The following is a 16,427-nucleotide window of genomic DNA, read 5'->3' as shown; positions in this document are numbered from 1 at the left end:
GGCGCGGTAGCCTTCGGCCATGGCTGAGTTCGTGACTCTCGAAATATCCGACGGTATCGGCACCATTCGCTTGGATCGCCCACCGATGAACGCGCTCAATCGTCAGGTGCAGGAGGAGATCCGGGCTGCGGCACGCGAGGCCACCGTGAACTCCGACGTCAAGGCGGTCATCGTCTACGGCGGCGAGAAGGTATTCGCAGCCGGTGCCGACATCAAGGAAATGGCGGCGATGTCCGTCGTCGAGATGACCGATATCGCGGCGGAACTGCAGTCCGCCCTCGGCTCGCTCAGCACGATTCCCAAACCGGTCGTGGCCGCGGTGACCGGATATGCACTGGGCGGTGGACTCGAGGTCGCGCTCGGCGCAGACCGACGCATCGCCGGAGACAATGCCAAGCTCGGCGTTCCCGAGGTGCTGCTCGGAGTCATTCCCGGGGGCGGCGGCACGCAGCGTTTGGCCCGTCTGATCGGGCCCAGTCGCGCCAAGGACATGGTCTTCACCGGCCGTTTCGTCGGAGCCGAAGAGGCCCTGCGCATCGGTTTGGTGGACGAGGTGGTTGCACCGGACGAGGTGTACAACGCGGCGCGCGCATGGGCGGGGCAGTTCACGACCGGAGCGTCACGCGCTCTGGCTGCGGCCAAAGCGTCCATAGACCAGGGGTTGGACGTCGACCTGACCAACGGACTGCGCGTCGAGGCGCAGCAGTTCGCGGCCCTGTTCGCCACCGAGGACCGCACCGTCGGGATGGAATCCTTCATCGCGAACGGACCGGGTAAGGCCGCTTTCACCGGGCGTTGAGCATCGAGGTCGGTGGACGAACTTGTTCCATGGCTACCGGATAGTAGGCTCGCCTCATGACTGCAAGCCCTCACGACGGTGCGAATCGACCGACTGCTTCTGTGACGCCTCTCGTCTCGGCCGAGGCGCGAGACCGCGAGGTCGATCCGGCACCGAATCCGCACGCCACGGCCGAGCAGGTCGAGGCAGCGCGGTCGGACACCAAACTGGCGCAGGTGCTCTACCACGACTGGGAAGCCGAGACCTACGACGACAAGTGGTCGATCTCCTACGACGAACGCTGCATCGATTACGCCCGAGGCAGGTTCGATCAGGCGGTGTCCGGTGATGCATCGGCTCGAGCGGCTCTGCCGTACGGTCGTGCGCTCGAATTGGGTTGTGGCACAGGTTTCTTCTTGCTCAACCTGATGCAGGCCGGGATAGCAGACAAGGGCTCGGTCACCGATCTCTCACCCGGAATGGTCAAGGTCGCGCTGCGCAACGCCGAGCACCTCGGACTCGATGTGGACGGCCGTGTGGCCGACGCAGAAACGATTCCGTACGACGACGACACCTTCGATCTGGTGGTCGGTCACGCCGTGCTCCACCACATCCCGGACGTCGAGCAGTCTCTTCGAGAAGTTCTGCGCGTTCTCAAGCCCGGTGGACGCTTCGTCTTCGCCGGCGAGCCGACCACGGTGGGCAACTTCTACGCTCGCTGGCTCGGCCGCATCACCTGGGAAGCGACCACTCGCGCCACCAAGCTGCCGTTCCTCGCGGACTGGCGTAAGCCACAGGAAGAACTCGACGAGTCCTCACGAGCTGCGGCACTCGAGGCCGTCGTGGACCTGCACACGTTCGATCCGACCGATCTCGAGAACATCGCGTTGTCGGCAGGTGCCGAGGCCGTTCAGGCCAACACCGAGGAATTCGCTGCCGCTCTGCTCGGGTGGCCGGTGCGCACGTTCGAGGCTGCTGTTCCGGCCGGCAAACTCGGCTGGAACTGGGCCAAGTTCGCGTTCAACGGGTGGAAGACGCTGAGCTGGGTCGACGAGAAGGTCTTGCAGCACGTGGTACCGCGAGGCTTGTTCTACAACGTGATGATCACCGGAACCAAGCCCGCGCCCCGCGCTTGATTCGTTCCCTCACCGTCGGCCGTACGGCCGACGCTGCATCGATCGGTCCCTGCCGTGGGCTATGACTTCACCGGCACCGACCTCGACTTCCTGCGAAGCGAGGCCGGTGCCGAGGCACTCGGTGCAGTCGACCGACTCGAGCTCGGTGCCCGAACTTCGCTGCGCGACATCGCCTCGGTACGTGCCCGCTACCCCGAGCACGTCGCGGCCCTCGTCGAGACGGTGACGGTGCGGCGGAAAGCGCGGGCGAAGTTGCTGGGGTCCGACGGCTGGCTCGTCACCGACGACGCGGTACAGCAGGCAACGCCGACGATCGTCGCTCGCAGGCGCGCGGACCGCCTGGCCGGACGGCGGGTGCACGACGTCACCTGTTCCATCGGCAGCGAGCTGGCGGCGCTGGTCGACACGGCGGCCGTCGCGGTCGGAAGTGACCTGGACCCGATTCGGGTGCGCATGGCTGCCCACAACGTGCCTTCCGCGACGGTACTGCGCGCCGACGCACTGACACCGACGACGCGGGGGACCGTGATCGTCGCCGATCCTGGACGACGCGTCGGTGGTCGCCGACGGCACGATCCCGCGGCGCTCGAACCTCCGTTGCCGGATCTCCTCGACGCTTATCGGGGGCGAGATCTGGTCGTCAAATGCGCTCCCGGGCTCGATTTCGACGCCCTCGATTGGCCCGGTGAGATCGAGGTGGTCTCCCTCGACGGGGGAGTACGCGAGGCGTGCCTGTGGTCGGAAGGTCTCGGCGACAACGGGATCAGGCGTCGTGCTGCGGTCCTGCGATCCGACGGAAGCGCGCTCGAGATCACCGACGCCGAGTCGGACGAGATTCCCGTTCGGCCGCCCGGAGAATACATCGTGGATCCGGACGGTGCGGTCGTGCGGGCCGGACTGGTGCGGCATTACGGTGCCAAATTCGGCCTCTGGCAATTGGATCCGAGGATCGCGTACCTGACGGGTGACACCGTTCCCGTCGGAGTGCGTGGTTTCCGAATACTCGAACAGTCGAAGTTCTCCGAGAAAGTGCTTCGGCAGCAACTCAATCGACTGGGGTGTGGCGCAGTGGAGATCCTGGTGCGCGGAGTCGATGTGGATCCTGCGCTGCTCAGGCCCAAACTCAAGCTGCGGGGCCGGGTCTCGCTGTCGGTCGTCATCACTCGCATCGAGCGCTCGGCCGTAGCGTTCGTCTGCGAGCCGGGCGCGGTCCGTCAGCTGGTGTAGGTGAAGATCTCGCCCAGGTAGCTCGCCGTGACGACCTGCCCGTCGGGACCGACGGACGTGCCCACCGTGGTGCCGACGACATCGGGTACGGGCTGCGAATCGATGCTGTCGCCCGTCGTCGCGTCGAACGTGAGCAGAGCCAGCCCGTCGCCGTCGCGCACGACGGTGTGGCCGCGCCCATCCGCGGATTGTGCTGCTGCCCCCGCCTGTTCGACGTCGTCGCGAACCCACACGCGCTCGGCCGAGTCGCCGTTGTCTCGAAGTCCCATCAGGGTGCCGTCGCCGCCGGCCGGGACGATGGTGCCGTCCGAGGCGATCGAAGGACTGCCTCCGATTCCCAGTCCCGTGCCCTCGGTCCACTTCTGTCGGCCGTCCGAGGAGTCGAATGCGGTCAGTCGCCCGTCGACGTCGGCGATGTAGACCGTCGATCCGTCCTGGGACAGCACCGGGCTCGATGCGACGCCGGCAGGGAGGAGGTCCGAAGACCACCGTTCGACGAGTCCGGGTGCGCCGTCACGGGAGTACTGCAGTGAGACGAGTTGCGGCGCAATCGAGCCGGGTCGCCACAGGGTCAGGTAGATGGCGTCGCTGTCTCGGTCCACCGCGGGCGCGGCGGGCACAGCGCATTCGGATTCGCCCGAACTGCACTGGGCGAGTCCGGTGTCCATCGGCTCGAAGTCTGCGTCGGGGTCGGTCAGGAAGTCCGGTGCCGGAACGAGATCGAGGATGGGTACTCGCAGTTGGCCGTTCTGGGAATCGAGGACACTGACCTGACCCATCTGGGTGATCGACAGCACGCTGCCGTCGCCCAAGAACTGGGCGGATTTCGGAACACCGTATACCGGTGTACGCCAACGTAATTGCCCGTGATCGTTGTACGAGTTCAGGCCGCCTTCGTCGCCGATGTAGACATTGATCGCAGAATCGACGGTGGGGGTGGCGGTCACCACGGAAGGGCCGATCCGGTTGCACCAGCGCTTGCGGGCGGACTCGATCTCGAACGAGAACAGATTGCAGCCCGATTCGGTTGCGGCAGTGACGAACATCTGACCGGTCGAGCCGATCGACACCGGTGACGTCACGGTGCCGCCGGTGGGTCGAGTCCAGTTCAGCGTCAGTGGCGCACCGACCGATACGTCCGTCGAGCCACTGTTGCGCAGGTTCGCGTGCGCCGCGGGCCAGGAGTCGGGCGAGAGCGGTTCGATGGCAGCAGGTTCCGTGCTGCACCCGGCAAGGGTCAACAGGACCGTCGCCGCCACTGCAGTCAGACCCTTGCCTGCTCCGGACGTCGAACCGGCACCGAAGCCGACACGCATTCGAGCACTCCCCATGATGTCCGTTGTGCCCTTTCGATCGGCGGTCGCTCGGCCTGCTGTGCCGATGCCCGGGCATCGGTCGAGAGACAACACTAGCCCGCTGACGGGTGCCGACAGAGAGCGGGCGAGCGAGAAACTAGGGTGAACGTCCATGACGAGTATGTGGAACGCGCCGCTGCGAACACGCTGGCGCGGGTCGAGACGGCGCGACAGCGAGCAGGCGCGGTTTCTCACGCGGGCATCCCTCGACTGGGTGCTCGCCAACAAGGCATACACCCCCTGGTACCTGGTTCGGTACTACCGCCTGGCCAAATTCAAGCTCGCGAACCCGCACGTGATCCTGCGGGGCATGGTCTTCCTCGGCAAGAACGTCGAAATCCACTCCACCCCTGAATTGTCTCGCCTCGAGATCGGTCGGTGGGTCCACATCGGCGACGGCAATGCAATCCGGTGCCACGAGGGTTCGCTCCGCATCGGAGACAAAGTGGTGTTCGGCAAGGACAACGTCGTCAATACGTACCTCGACATCGAGATCGGCGCGTCGACGCTCGTCGCCGACTGGTGCTACATCTGCGACTTCGACCACCGGATGGACGACGTGAACATGCCCATCAAGGACCAGGGAATCGTCAAGGGCCCGGTACGAATCGGACCCGACACGTGGATCGCCGCGAAGGTGACGATCCTGCGGGAAACCAGAATCGGGCGAGGATGCGTCCTCGGTGCCCATGCCGTCGTCAAGGGTGAGATTCCGGATTACAGCATCGCCGTCGGTGCCCCGGCCAAAGTCGTTCGTAATCGCAAGACGGCCTGGGAGGCCGGCGCGGCCGAGCGAGCGAAGTACATCGCGGCCCTCGAAGACATCGCGCGCAAGAAAGCTCTCGGTCAGGCCGAGGCGGCGCGGGAGAGCTGACACCCATGTGAGTGGAACCTCGTAGTGGACTACGAGGTTCCACTCACATGGGTCAACTGCGATCGGGCAGGGCGCGTTCGACGATGTGCGGACGACCCAGCGGATGGCGAACCTTGCGCTTGGCTTCGAGATACACCTGGGCCGTCGATTCCGCCACGTGCTTCCAGTCGAAGTCGACGGTCAGACGTTCCCGAGCAGCGACGGCTCGATCCTGCGCCGCATCGGCGTTGTCCAGCACCCGCCGGACCGCCGCCGCCAGGCCGGCCACATCACCCGGGGCGAAGGACAACCCGGTGACGCCGTCGACGATGGCCTCACCGAGTCCGCCGGCCGTCGATGCCACCAACGGAATGCCCGCGGCTGCGGCCTCCAGGGCGATGATGCCGAAGGGTTCGTACCGGCTGGGAAGGACGATGGCGTCGGCTCCGTGCAGCCATCCGAGTAGATCGGAGTGGTTGAGGTTGCCGAGAAACGACACCGACCTGGCGACGCGGTGGGTGCGTGCCAGACCCGCCAGCCACCCGAATTGAGTGCCTTCGCCGGCGATGTGCAGCGTGGTGCCCGGGTGGCTACGTCTGATGCGTGGCAGAGCGGCAATGGCGTCCTGGATGCCCTTCTCGTATTCCAGACGACCGACGAAGAGCAACTTCGCGGGCTCGGAGCGAGGCTGTCGGCGCCGGAAATTCCACGCGGATCCATCGATGCCGTTGCGAATGACCGAGACCGCGGACTCGGCGACGTCGAACAGGGTCGTCACCTCGTCCTTCATCGACGCCGAGCACGCGATGATCGCGTCGGAATCGTTCGCGAGCCACCATTCGATCGAATGAACCTGGCGATTGACGGTCCCCGAGATCCAGCCACTGTGGCGTCCGGCCTCGGTGGCATGGATGGTCGAGACAAGCGGCACGTCGTAGAACTCGGCCAGAGCGATGGCCGGGTGCGCGACCAGCCAGTCGTGGCCGTGGACGACGTCGGGCTGCCAGCCCTCGCCGAGGCCCGGTTTGCCGAGGGCAACGCCTGCCCGCACCATGGCGTGCCCCATCGCCAGGGTCCACGCGAGCATGTCCTCTCCGAAGACGAAGTGCGCCGGATCCTCGGCGACGGCGACCACCAGCACGCCGTCCTCGATGTGGTGGGACGTGGGATGGGTGGACGCGTCGGTGCCGGTCGGTCGACGCGAGAGGACGACGACCTCGTGCCCGCAGCGCACCAGCTCGGTCGCCAGGTGATGAACGTGGCGACCCAGCCCGCCGACCACCACGGGTGGGTACTCCCACGACACCATCAGAACTCTCATCTACGCCCCCCTGGGCCTTCTCGGCGTGCACCGGGCAGTCTGCGTGCGTCCAGCGCCGCGAACAGTCCGTCTGCGTGATTCCATTGCCGCGCCAATTCTTCGGCTCGGGACGGGTGCTGTTGCGCGGCAGCGATCTCGCGCAGCGCGTGTGCGTGGACGTGAGCTCGCTCTCGGGCGTATCCGGCCGCGGAGTCCTTGCTGACCATGAACGCCCAGTCGCTGGCCACGGCCATGAGTGTCTCACGCAGAATTTGATCGTCGACTCGATTGCGCAGTTCCGGGCCACCTGCGCGGCTCCGTCCGGCACGGGAGGCGTCGACAGCATCGAGCGCGGTCCGGGACACCTCGGCGTTGAGCTTCACCAGGTCGGCGACGTCGTCGCCCGCCCACACGCGCCAGTCCTTGCCAGATCCCCAGGAAGAATCCTGCAGTTCGAGTGGGGCTCCGACAAATCCCCGTTCGCGGGCGTCGTTCAACGTTCCGACGGTGACTCCCGCGGCGGGTAGTGCGCGCATCAATTTTTCGAGCCACTGTGGCCCTTCGTGCCACCAGTGTCCGAACAGTTCGGTGTCGAAGGCGGCCACCACCACCGCATCGCGGCCGATCCGCTCGGATTCGGAGATCAAGCGCCTACGCACCACGTCGACGAAGTCGGCGACGTGACGGTCCACTGCCGCTGCAGCACGTTCGGGTTCGTAGGGAGCCTTGTCGTTCGAGTCGACGGTGCGGCCGGTGACCCGGGCCGGTTTGAGTCCGGTCGCGTGGTCGTAGGTGTGGAAATCTCGGTAGGCGCCGTGGCCCGGGTAGCCGGACTTCGGTGACCAGACGCGGTAGCTGACCGGGAGATCGCGCCCGAACGCGACGACGTCCGAATTCCACACGGGCCGGCCGAGGGAGGTGTCGCCCCGCATGGCGGGGCCGTCGACCATGAAGTGCGAGACGCCCGCGGCCGCGTATTCGGTTTCCATGCCGGGGGTGAATCCGCATTCCGGTGCCCAGATGCCGCGGGGCGTGGTGCCCCATCGGGCGGCGGCGTCGCGTAGGCCCTCGCTCAGTGAGAACCGCCGCAGTCGTTCGTCGAGCAGCGGTTGGAACGGGTGCGCGAGCGGCCCGCCCAGCAGTTCGACGATGCCCTCGTCGATCAGCGGACGCAGTACCGCCGAGCCGCCGTGTCGCCATCGCGTCTCGAAGCGGTCCAGAGCAGCGGCGGATGCCCTGTGTTCGCGTACCGAGAGCGCAGGGTCGGTCGCTTCGTGGGCGCGTAGCTGCCAGTTTCCGAGCCAATGGTGCATACCGGCCAGACAGTGCGGATCGTCGAGCTGGGCCGCGAGCACCGGGGTGACGCCGAGTGAGAGAACGTCGCGGTAACCGTCCTCGGCCAGCCGTTCCAGTGCCGCGGTCAGCGGGAGGTAGCAGTCGGCCCAGGACTGATACAGCCATTCCTCGCCGACGGGCCACCGGCCGTGATTGGCCAACCAGGGCAGGTGGGAGTGCAGCACGAGGGAGAACATGCCCGGCACGGTGGCACCGGATGTCACCCGATCACCGCAGCCGAGCTCTTTCGGGCAACGGCGACCAGGTCGAGGCTGTCGTCGATGCGGTCGGGCGCAATGTCGAAATCGGCGATCGTGATCGCGGCGACGTCCTCGGCGAGTTCGGCAGGCCAGGGTTCACCTGCGAGTGCTCGTTCGATCTGCGCGTCGATGAAGGATCCGCCGTGTTTGGCGTCGAGGGCGGCCAGCGTGCTGCCGTGCCGGACTCCGGTGAGTTCGGTGACCTCGAGGCCGGCGGCAACGAGCAACTCGGTCAGTTCTGCCGCGTCGAGTTCCCGGGTGTGGAAGGGGTTGAGGGGGGTGTCGCGTCCGGGCGAGAACGTGATGCGGTTCGGTGTGCTGACCAACAGCGTGCCGCCGGGCTCCAGGACGCGGTGCACTTCGGCCAGGAACGCTCCTTGATCCCAGAGGTGTTCGATGACCTGGAAGTTGACGACGACACCGACCGAGGAATCCGCGAACGGAAGGCGGTCGAGATTGCCGCGCACCATCGTCACCGCGGGGTAGCGCGCGTGGACGTGCGTCGCGGCCGAGACGTCGTAGTCGAGGCCGACGACGCAGGCCGCAACCTCGGCAATCATGTTGGCTCCGTAGCCTTCTCCCGATCCGGCTTCGAGCACCGTGCGGTCGCGGCACCGCTCTGCGAGGGCGCGGTAGACCACCTCGTGACGGCGAAACCAGTAGTTCTCCTCGGCGATACCGGGCACTGTTCGCTCGCCGGTGAGGGGGAGTGGTTCCGGTGCCGGTGTCCGAGCCGATGAATCGTTCACCGACGGAAGGTTAGTGCCTCCGGCGATGAGGTAAGCCAACGTGGTCTCCGTAACAGTCGGGGTGCGGATGTATGGTCGATCGGGCAGGGAGGTAAGTTACCCACCAGTAACTACGGTGGGGTAACCTCGTAGCAGAACGTAGAACTGCACCAACCGTTCGACTTGCAGCAACCGTTAGAACACTCACGATCAGCAGAACATGACCAGGAGGTCGACGCAGACCCATGACGAACATCGTTGTTTTGATCAAGCAGGTTCCAGACACATGGTCCGAGCGCAAGCTCAGCGACGGTGACTACACCCTCGATCGCGAGGCTGCAGACGCCGTTCTCGACGAGATCAACGAGCGGGCCGTCGAAGAAGCCCTGCTCATCAAGGAAGCTCAGGGCGGTGAGGTCAAGGTTCTCTCCGCAGGCCCCGATCGCGCCACCGACGCGATCCGCAAGGCTCTGTCGATGGGCGCGGACAGTGCGGTACACCTCAACGATCCGAGCCTGCACGGCTCCGACGCCATCCAGACCGGGTATGCCCTGGCTGCGGCATTGGGCAACGTCGCGTTCGAGAACGACGAGCCTGCCGATCTCATCATCGCGGGCAACGAGGCCACCGACGGCCGTACCGGCGCAGTTCCGGCGATCATCGCCGAATACCTGCAGATCCCGGCTCTGACTCAGCTGCGCAAGCTGTCCGTCGCCGACGGCAAGGTCACCGGCGAGCGCGAGACCGACGAGGGCATCTTCGGACTCGAAGCCACGCTGCCCGCCATCGTCAGCGTCACCGAGAAGATCAACGAGCCCCGCTTCCCGTCCTTCAAGGGAATCATGGCCGCCAAGAAGAAGACGGTGCAGACCATCACTCTGGCCGACATCGGTGTCGAGGACGGCATCGTCGGCGTCGACAACGCCGGAACGACGGTCACCTCGTCCACCCCCAAGCCTCCCAAGACTGCCGGCGAGCGGCTCACCGACGAGGGCGACGGCGGCGACAAGATCGCCACCTACCTCGTAGGCCAGAAGATCATCTGATCCCGCCCCACCGAGCAATCGAAGACCAACGAGGAGCAAAGTCATGGCAGAAGTACTCGTGCTCGTGGAGCACGTCGAAGGAACACTGAAGAAGGTCAGCTCCGAGCTGATCACCGCCGCCCGCGCGCTCGGTGAGCCGTCCGCGGTCGTCACCGGCCCGGTCGGTACCGCCGACAAGGTCGCCGACGCGTTGACCGAGGCCGGTGCCGAGAAGATCTACGTCGCCGAGTCCGACGACGTCGACGGCTTTCTCGTCACGCCGAAGGTCGACGTCCTGTCGTCCCTCGCCGAGTCGGTCTCGCCTGCGGCGATCATCACCGCAGCGACGATCGAGGGCAAGGAAGTTGCCGGCCGCCTCGCCGCCCGTCTGGGCTCGGGCTACCACAACGACGTCGTCGCGATCAACGGCGACGGCAGTGCCGTCTACTCCATCTTCGGTGGCGCGTTCACCGTCGAGGCCAAGGCCAACGGCGACGTCCCCGTCCTCTCGCTGCGCCCCGGCGCAGTGGAGGCAGAGCCGAAGGCCGGGGCGGGTACCCGCGAGACCGTCGAGGTCCCGGCGCAGGAAGAGGGCACCGTCAAGGTCACCTCGCGTGACCCGATCGTCGGCGGCGACCGTCCGGAACTGACCGAAGCAACTGTCGTCGTCTCCGGTGGCCGTGGCGTCGGCAGCGCCGACAAGTTCACCGTCGTCGAGGATCTGGCCGATTCGCTGGGTGCCGCAGTGGGTGCCTCGCGTGCCGCTGTGGACTCCGGTTACTACCCGGGCCAGTTCCAGGTGGGCCAGACGGGCAAGACCGTCTCCCCGCAGCTGTACGTTGCACTCGGCATTTCCGGAGCCATCCAGCACCGTGCCGGCATGCAGACCTCGAAGACCATCGTCGCGGTGAACAAGGACGAGGAAGCACCCATCTTCGAGATCGCCGACTACGGCATCGTCGGTGACCTGTTCAACGTCGCGCCTCAGCTGACCGAGGCCGTCAAGAAGCACAAGGGATAGCCTCTCGGCCGAATCTCCACTCGACGGGCCCTCATCGCGATTGCGGTGGGGGCCCGTCGCGTTCGACGGCGCAATCGTGTTCACGCAAACTCTTCCGACACTTCTCCTCGGCGATGCCCGGTAGCCTTCCCCGCTCGTTAGACACACCTCATGACCACTTCCGTCATGAGCTCGACTGCATCGATCGTCCCGGCCACCGACCGCTATTCGCTCGTGTTGTCCACCGACCCCGAACACCGACTCGCGGCGCAGCGTCTGCGCTACGACGTGTTCGCCTCCGAGCCAGGCTTTGCCGTTCCCACCGACACGGACGGTCTGGACGCCGACCGGTTCGACGATTTCTGCGACCACCTTCTCGTTCGCGACCAGTGGACCGACACGTTCGTCGGTTGCTATCGCATGTTGCCGCCGCAGGCCGCGGTGTCGGCAGGCGGCTATTACACCGCAACCGAATTCGACATCTCCGCGCTCGATCCCGTCGGGATGAACATCGTCGAAATGGGCAGGGCCGCTGTGCATCCCGACCACCGATCGGGGTCGGTCCTCGGCCTGATGTGGGCGGGAATCCTGCACTACCTCGATGTGACGGGATACGAGTGGGTGATGGGTTGCGTGTCGGTTCCGATGCAGTCGGCTCCCGGGGAAGCGATCGGGGCCAACGTGCGTGGTGTTCGCGACCGGCTGTTGGATCGACACGCGACAGCGGTCGACAGGCGGGTCGTGCCCTACAACCCCGTGGTGGTCGACGGAGTCGATCTCGTCGACATTCCGGCGGCGAAGCGAACGTCCATGCCGCCGTTGATGAACGGTTACCTCCGGCTCGGGGCCTCCATCTGCGGTGAGCCCGCCCACGACCCGGAATTCGGAGTGGCAGATTTCGTCGCGATCCTCGGCCTGCACGAGGCCAACACCAGGTATCTGGACCGTCTTCGTTCTGCAGCAACGACATTCGAATCGGGTGCCCGATGACGCAACCCCTGGTTCGCGCACACGCCTGGATGCCGTCCTCGCCGTGCAGTGACGGGTGTCTGCCGAAGAATCCGCCCACGGTGCGTCGGATCGTCCTCGTTCTGCGCATCGCTGCGGCGATCGCGGCCTTTGCGCTGTTGCCGCTGTTGGTCGTCCTGGGGGTGCCCTTTCCCCGGGTTCGGCATGCATTGACGCGGCTGGGGGCTCGGATGCTGTTATCGGCCATCGGCATCGATCTCACCGTGCTCGATACACGCTCGGAGCGGGAACGGTCGCGTACGGCAGGTGGTGCCCTGCACGTCTCCGGACACATTTCGTGGACCGACGTCGTCGTCCTCACGGCAGTGCGCCCGTCGACGTTCGTTGCGCGAGCCGATCTGGTGGACTGGCCGCTACTCGGGCGATTGGCCCGGGCCATGAAGGTACTTCCCATCGATCGCGCACGATTGCGTGAGCTCCCGGCCGTCGTCGACCAGGTCGCAGACCGAATTCGCGAGGGCGCATCGGTCGTCGTGTTCCCCGAGGCCACCACCTGGTGCGGGTTGGCCTACGGATCGCTTCGCCCTGCCCTGTTGCAAGCTGCCATCGATTCCGAGACGTGGGTGCAGCCGATTCGGCTGCGCTATCTCGATCGACACGGCGAACCGACCACAGCGACGTGCTTCGTCGGGGACGAGACGATCGGAGCGTCGATCGGCCGCATCTTCCGGCTCGCCGGACTGCGCGCCGAGGTCGAGTTCACCGCCCCGGAAGCGCCGGGCGGCGATCGACACGATCTCGCGCGGCGCTGCGAGGTGGCGATTCGACGCGACGACGGAGTGGAGCTTGCGGAACGACCCCGGAAGGACGTCTACGACCCGACGGTGCACGAGGTGATGGCCGAAGCCGACCGGAGCCCCAGCGCGCCGACGGTTGCGGCCGCCTGATCCACAGCTGACCCGGGCGACCGTGGACCCACCTCGCACAGGTAGGTCCGCGGTCGTTCGACCGGGTATCGTCGAGCGCGTTATGCCTTCTGTGCGCAGTACGCCTGCCTCCGCCCCGCCGCAGCCATCGGTGTACCTCGATCACGCCGCGACCACTCCCATGTTGCCGTGTGCGATCGAGGCGATGAACTCCGTGTTCGGCACCGTCGGGAACGCGTCGTCGCTGCACACTTCCGGCCGGTCCGCCCGGCGTCGGGTCGAGGAATCTCGCGAGTCGATCGCCGCGGACCTCGGTGCGCGTCCGTCCGAGGTGATCTTCACCTCGGGTGGTACCGAAAGCGACAACCTCGCCGTCAAGGGCATCTTTTCGGCCCGTCGAGACTCAAACGAGGCACTGACCAGGATCATCGCCAGCTCGGTGGAGCATCACGCCGTGCTCGACGCGGTGGAGTGGCTCGTCGCGCACGAAGGTGCGAGTGTCACCTGGCTCCCGGTCGACGACGAGGGTCGGGTCACCCCCGATGTGCTGCGCGCCGAACTGGCTCTGCACGCAGACGAGACCGCGCTGGTGACGGTCATGTGGGCCAACAACGAAATCGGCACCGTCATGCCGATCGTCGAGCTCGCAGCGGTGGCCGCGGAATACGGCGTCCCGATGCACAGCGACGCGGTGCAGGCCGTACCGCACCTGCCCGTCGGATTCGCCGAGAGTGGGTTGTCCGCCCTGAGTATCGCCGCGCACAAGTTCGGGGGCCCGCAGGGCGTCGGAGCCCTGCTGCTGGGCCGCCAGGTTCCGTGCGTGCCGCTGTTCCACGGTGGTGGACACGAACGTGACGTCCGATCCGGCACGCCCGACACGGCCGGTGTCGTGGCGATGGCGGCCGCTTTGCGGTCGACGGTGCAGAATCTGCCGCTGCACGGGGATCGAACTCGCGAATTGCGTGACCGACTCATCGCCGGAGTCCGCGACGTGGTGCCCGACGCCATCCTCAACGGCCCGGAGGGCGACGGGCGACTCGCCGGCAACGTGCACTTCACCTTCCCCGGGTGCGAGGGGGATTCGCTGTTGATGCTTCTCGACGCCGCGGGCATAGAATGTTCGACGGGATCCGCCTGCACGGCGGGTGTGGCGAGCGCGAGCCATGTACTGATCGCGCTCGGGTGCGATCCGGGCGTTGCCCGCGGATCCCTGCGGTTCTCGTTGGGAACCGGCTCGTCCGATTCGGACATCACCACTGTGCTTGCGGCCCTGCCGCAGGTCGTCGAACGTGCTCGTGCCGCCGGACTTGCCGGCGTCGGAGCTCGAGGAGGAAATCGCTGATGCGTGTTCTTGCTGCCATGAGCGGGGGAGTCGACTCCGCAGTCGCCGCGGCCAGAGCCGTCGACGAGGGGCACGACGTCGTGGGCGTCCACCTGGCGCTGTCCACCGCCCCCGGGGCGCTGCGGACCGGCTCGCGCGGGTGCTGCTCGAAAGAAGACGCCGGGGATGCACGCCGGGCTGCGGACGTCCTCGGAATACCGTTCTACGTCTGGGACTTCGCGGATCGGTTCAAAGAAGACGTCATCGACGACTTCGTCGCTTCGTATGCCGCAGGTGAGACACCGAACCCGTGCCTGCGCTGCAACGAGAAGATCAAGTTCTCCGCGCTTGCGGACCGCGCGTTGGCACTGGGTTTCGACGCCGTCGCGACCGGGCACTACGCGCAACTGCACGACGGGGTTCTGCGGCGTGCAGTGGACGCCGACAAAGATCAGTCCTACGTGCTGGCCGTCCTGAACCGAGGACAGCTCTCGCGTGCGATGTTCCCCATCGGCGACACCCCCAAGTCCGAGATTCGCGAGGAAGCAGCCGAGCGGGGTCTCGCCGTCGCCGACAAGCCGGACAGTCACGACATCTGCTTCATTCCCTCGGGCGACACCCGGGCCTTCCTGGGCGCACATATCGGCGTTCGTCCCGGCAAGGTCGTCGACTCCGAGACCGGAGCCGAGTTGGCGGACCACGACGGTGTGCACGGCTTCACCATCGGCCAGCGTAAGGGTCTCGGGGTGGAAGGACCGGCGGTGGACGGCCGTCCCCGCTACGTCACCTCGATCGAACCGGACACCGGCACCGTCATGGTCGGTTCGGCGCAGAAGCTGGACGTCTGGTCCATCACCGGAGACCGCGCGGTGTGGACCGAGGGCACCGCGCCCACCGGGCCCATCGAATGCGTCGTACAGGTTCGGGCGCACGGCGGACTGACCGACGCAGTTGCCGAGGCCGTCGGCGACGGCATGGAGATCCAACTCCGGGCACCTCTGACCGGTGTCGCCAAAGGGCAGGCAGCGGTGTTGTACCGCAAGGACATTCACGGTGACATCGTGATCGGCAGCTCGACCATCTCGGGCACCCGATCCGAGCGCGAGTGACTTCGAGCACGTTCGGAGGGCTGGCGACCGGCATAGGTTCGTGGCCCGGCACCGATGTTCGTGAGGCCGTTTCCATCGTCCTCGGCGAGTTGGGCGAACTGCCGCACGTGGTCGAACTGCCCGGGCGCGGGCTCGGTGCCGACATGATCGGCCGCACCGGAGCCATCATGGTCGACGTCGAACTCGACGTCCGGACGTCGGGCTACCGCGTCGTACCGCGTCCGATGCTGGCCGGCCGCCGTGCGACCGACTTTCTCACCGAGGATCTCGACGTGCTCGAGGAACTGTGGGAGGTCGCGGGACTACGCGGTACCGGCCGGACCATCAAGGTGCAGGCTGCAGGACCGTTCACCATGGCGGCGCAGGTCGAATTGCGGCACGGACACCGTGCGCTGACCGACCGCGGCGCTCTACGGCACTTCGCGGAATCCCTCGGCGAAGGGCTGCGTCTGCACTGCGCAGAAGTGGCACGCAGACTTTCGGCGAACGTGGTGGTCCAACTCGACGAACCCAGTCTCGCCGCCGTTCTCGCGGGCAGTCTGACCGGGATCACCGGTCTCGACTCGGTGCGCGCGATCCCGGAACCGGAGGTTCTGGACCTGCTCGACTCACTGATCGACACCATCGCGCTACCGGTCGCAGTGCACTGCTGTACCGGGGGAGCTCCCGTCGACCTGCTGCGCCGAACCCGAGCCGTCGCAGTGGCGGTGGATGCACACGAGCTGCGTCGACCCGATCTCGATGCGCTGGGAGAGCTGCTTCAGGCCGGAAAGACCCTCGTACTGGGATCGGTTCCGTCGGCAACCCCGGATCGGCCACCCCTGTGGCGCGAGTGCGCCGAGCCCGGTGTGAAGTTGGTCGACAGCCTCGGCTTCGATCGTTCGATACTCGCTTCGCAGGTGTCGGTGACGCCGTCCTGCGGCTTGGCCGGAAGCACGCCCGAGTGGGCTCGTCGGGCAACGGTTCTCACCCACGAGGTTGTCGCGGCCTATCGGGACGCACCCGAATCCTTGTGACCACGGACCGGGACTTTGTGACGAAACACAAGGTGCCGAGCCGCGCTTCCAGGAACGGCGTGCGGCTCCGTCCCGGGTCGTTCGGGACG

Annotated in this window: 15 protein-coding genes; 11 read left to right on the top strand and 4 right to left on the bottom strand. The window is 66.4% G+C overall.

What is annotated here, in order from left to right; all coding sequences use genetic code 11:
- Positions 1-19 precede the first annotated feature (19 nt).
- The 3 genes from QM588_RS13450 to QM588_RS13440 are packed head-to-tail and all read left to right on the top strand — an operon-like array spanning position 20 to position 3,141.
- Positions 20-799, top strand: coding sequence for an enoyl-CoA hydratase/isomerase family protein (locus QM588_RS13450; protein WP_283313957.1), 780 nt, complete (start codon positions 20-22; stop codon positions 797-799).
- Between the two features lie 56 nt (positions 800-855).
- Positions 856-1,914 (top strand): class I SAM-dependent methyltransferase, encoded by a 1,059-nt coding sequence (locus QM588_RS13445; protein WP_283313955.1) that lies wholly within the window; start codon positions 856-858, stop codon positions 1,912-1,914.
- A gap of 54 nt (positions 1,915-1,968) precedes the next feature.
- Positions 1,969-3,141 (top strand): THUMP-like domain-containing protein, encoded by a 1,173-nt coding sequence (locus QM588_RS13440; protein WP_283313954.1) that lies wholly within the window; start codon positions 1,969-1,971, stop codon positions 3,139-3,141.
- On the opposite strand, the gene QM588_RS13435 is transcribed toward QM588_RS13440, so the two are convergent.
- Positions 3,129-4,457, bottom strand: a complete 1,329-nt coding sequence (locus QM588_RS13435; protein ID WP_283313953.1) for an outer membrane protein assembly factor BamB family protein — start codon at positions 4,455-4,457, stop codon at positions 3,129-3,131. The two genes, QM588_RS13440 and QM588_RS13435, sit on opposite strands and share 13 nt — an antisense overlap.
- 151 nt (positions 4,458-4,608) lie before the next feature.
- On the opposite strand from QM588_RS13435, the gene QM588_RS13430 reads away from it, so the two are divergent.
- Positions 4,609-5,370: an acyltransferase gene (locus QM588_RS13430; protein WP_027496620.1), complete on the top strand. Its 762-nt coding sequence runs from the start codon at positions 4,609-4,611 to the stop codon at positions 5,368-5,370.
- Between the two features lie 52 nt (positions 5,371-5,422).
- Here QM588_RS13430 and QM588_RS13425 read toward each other — a convergent pair whose 3' ends face one another.
- From QM588_RS13425 to QM588_RS13415, 3 genes are read right to left on the bottom strand one after another with little or no spacing between them, the layout of a single operon-like run.
- Entirely contained in the window at positions 5,423-6,670 is a 1,248-nt protein-coding gene (locus tag QM588_RS13425) for a glycosyltransferase family 4 protein (RefSeq protein ID WP_283313950.1), read from the bottom strand.
- Positions 6,667-8,181: a glycoside hydrolase family 57 protein gene (locus QM588_RS13420; protein ID WP_283314153.1), complete on the bottom strand. Its 1,515-nt coding sequence runs from the start codon at positions 8,179-8,181 to the stop codon at positions 6,667-6,669. The genes QM588_RS13425 and QM588_RS13420 overlap by 4 nt, the downstream gene beginning before the upstream one ends.
- 23 nt (positions 8,182-8,204) lie before the next feature.
- On the bottom strand, positions 8,205-8,993 hold the full coding sequence (locus QM588_RS13415; RefSeq protein WP_283313948.1) for a class I SAM-dependent methyltransferase: 789 nt from the start codon (positions 8,991-8,993) through the stop codon (positions 8,205-8,207).
- 224 nt (positions 8,994-9,217) lie between these two features.
- Between QM588_RS13415 and QM588_RS13410 the strand changes: the two genes are divergently transcribed.
- From QM588_RS13410 to QM588_RS13380, 7 genes are all read left to right on the top strand, one after another.
- Positions 9,218-10,018: an electron transfer flavoprotein subunit beta/FixA family protein gene (locus QM588_RS13410; RefSeq protein ID WP_027496624.1), complete on the top strand. Its 801-nt coding sequence runs from the start codon at positions 9,218-9,220 to the stop codon at positions 10,016-10,018.
- 43 nt (positions 10,019-10,061) lie between these two features.
- Positions 10,062-11,018 (top strand): electron transfer flavoprotein subunit alpha/FixB family protein, encoded by a 957-nt coding sequence (locus QM588_RS13405; protein ID WP_027496625.1) that lies wholly within the window; start codon positions 10,062-10,064, stop codon positions 11,016-11,018.
- A 150-nt stretch (positions 11,019-11,168) separates the two neighbouring features.
- Positions 11,169-11,987, top strand: a complete 819-nt coding sequence (locus QM588_RS13400; protein WP_283313945.1) for a GNAT family N-acetyltransferase — start codon at positions 11,169-11,171, stop codon at positions 11,985-11,987.
- Positions 11,984-12,913: a lysophospholipid acyltransferase family protein gene (locus QM588_RS13395; RefSeq protein ID WP_283313944.1), complete on the top strand. Its 930-nt coding sequence runs from the start codon at positions 11,984-11,986 to the stop codon at positions 12,911-12,913. The genes QM588_RS13400 and QM588_RS13395 overlap by 4 nt, the downstream gene beginning before the upstream one ends.
- Before the next feature lie 82 nt (positions 12,914-12,995).
- Positions 12,996-14,234, top strand: coding sequence for a cysteine desulfurase family protein (locus QM588_RS13390; RefSeq protein WP_283313942.1), 1,239 nt, complete (start codon positions 12,996-12,998; stop codon positions 14,232-14,234).
- Positions 14,234-15,322, top strand: a complete 1,089-nt coding sequence (mnmA, locus tag QM588_RS13385) for a tRNA 2-thiouridine(34) synthase MnmA (RefSeq protein ID WP_027496628.1) — start codon at positions 14,234-14,236, stop codon at positions 15,320-15,322. Before QM588_RS13390 ends, mnmA begins: the two co-directional genes overlap by 1 nt.
- The gene (locus QM588_RS13380; protein WP_283313939.1) at positions 15,319-16,338 is read left to right on the top strand and encodes a methionine synthase; all 1,020 of its coding nucleotides are present in this window, start codon (positions 15,319-15,321) and stop codon (positions 16,336-16,338) included. The genes mnmA and QM588_RS13380 overlap by 4 nt, the downstream gene beginning before the upstream one ends.
- The last annotated feature ends 89 nt before the right edge of the window (positions 16,339-16,427 follow it).

The organism is Rhodococcus sp. IEGM 1354, from assembly GCF_030056855.1.
Lineage (GTDB): Bacteria > Actinomycetota > Actinomycetes > Mycobacteriales > Mycobacteriaceae > Rhodococcoides.
Note: the sequence above shows the minus strand (reverse complement) of the source record. Positions and strands in the feature narration are given on the sequence as shown.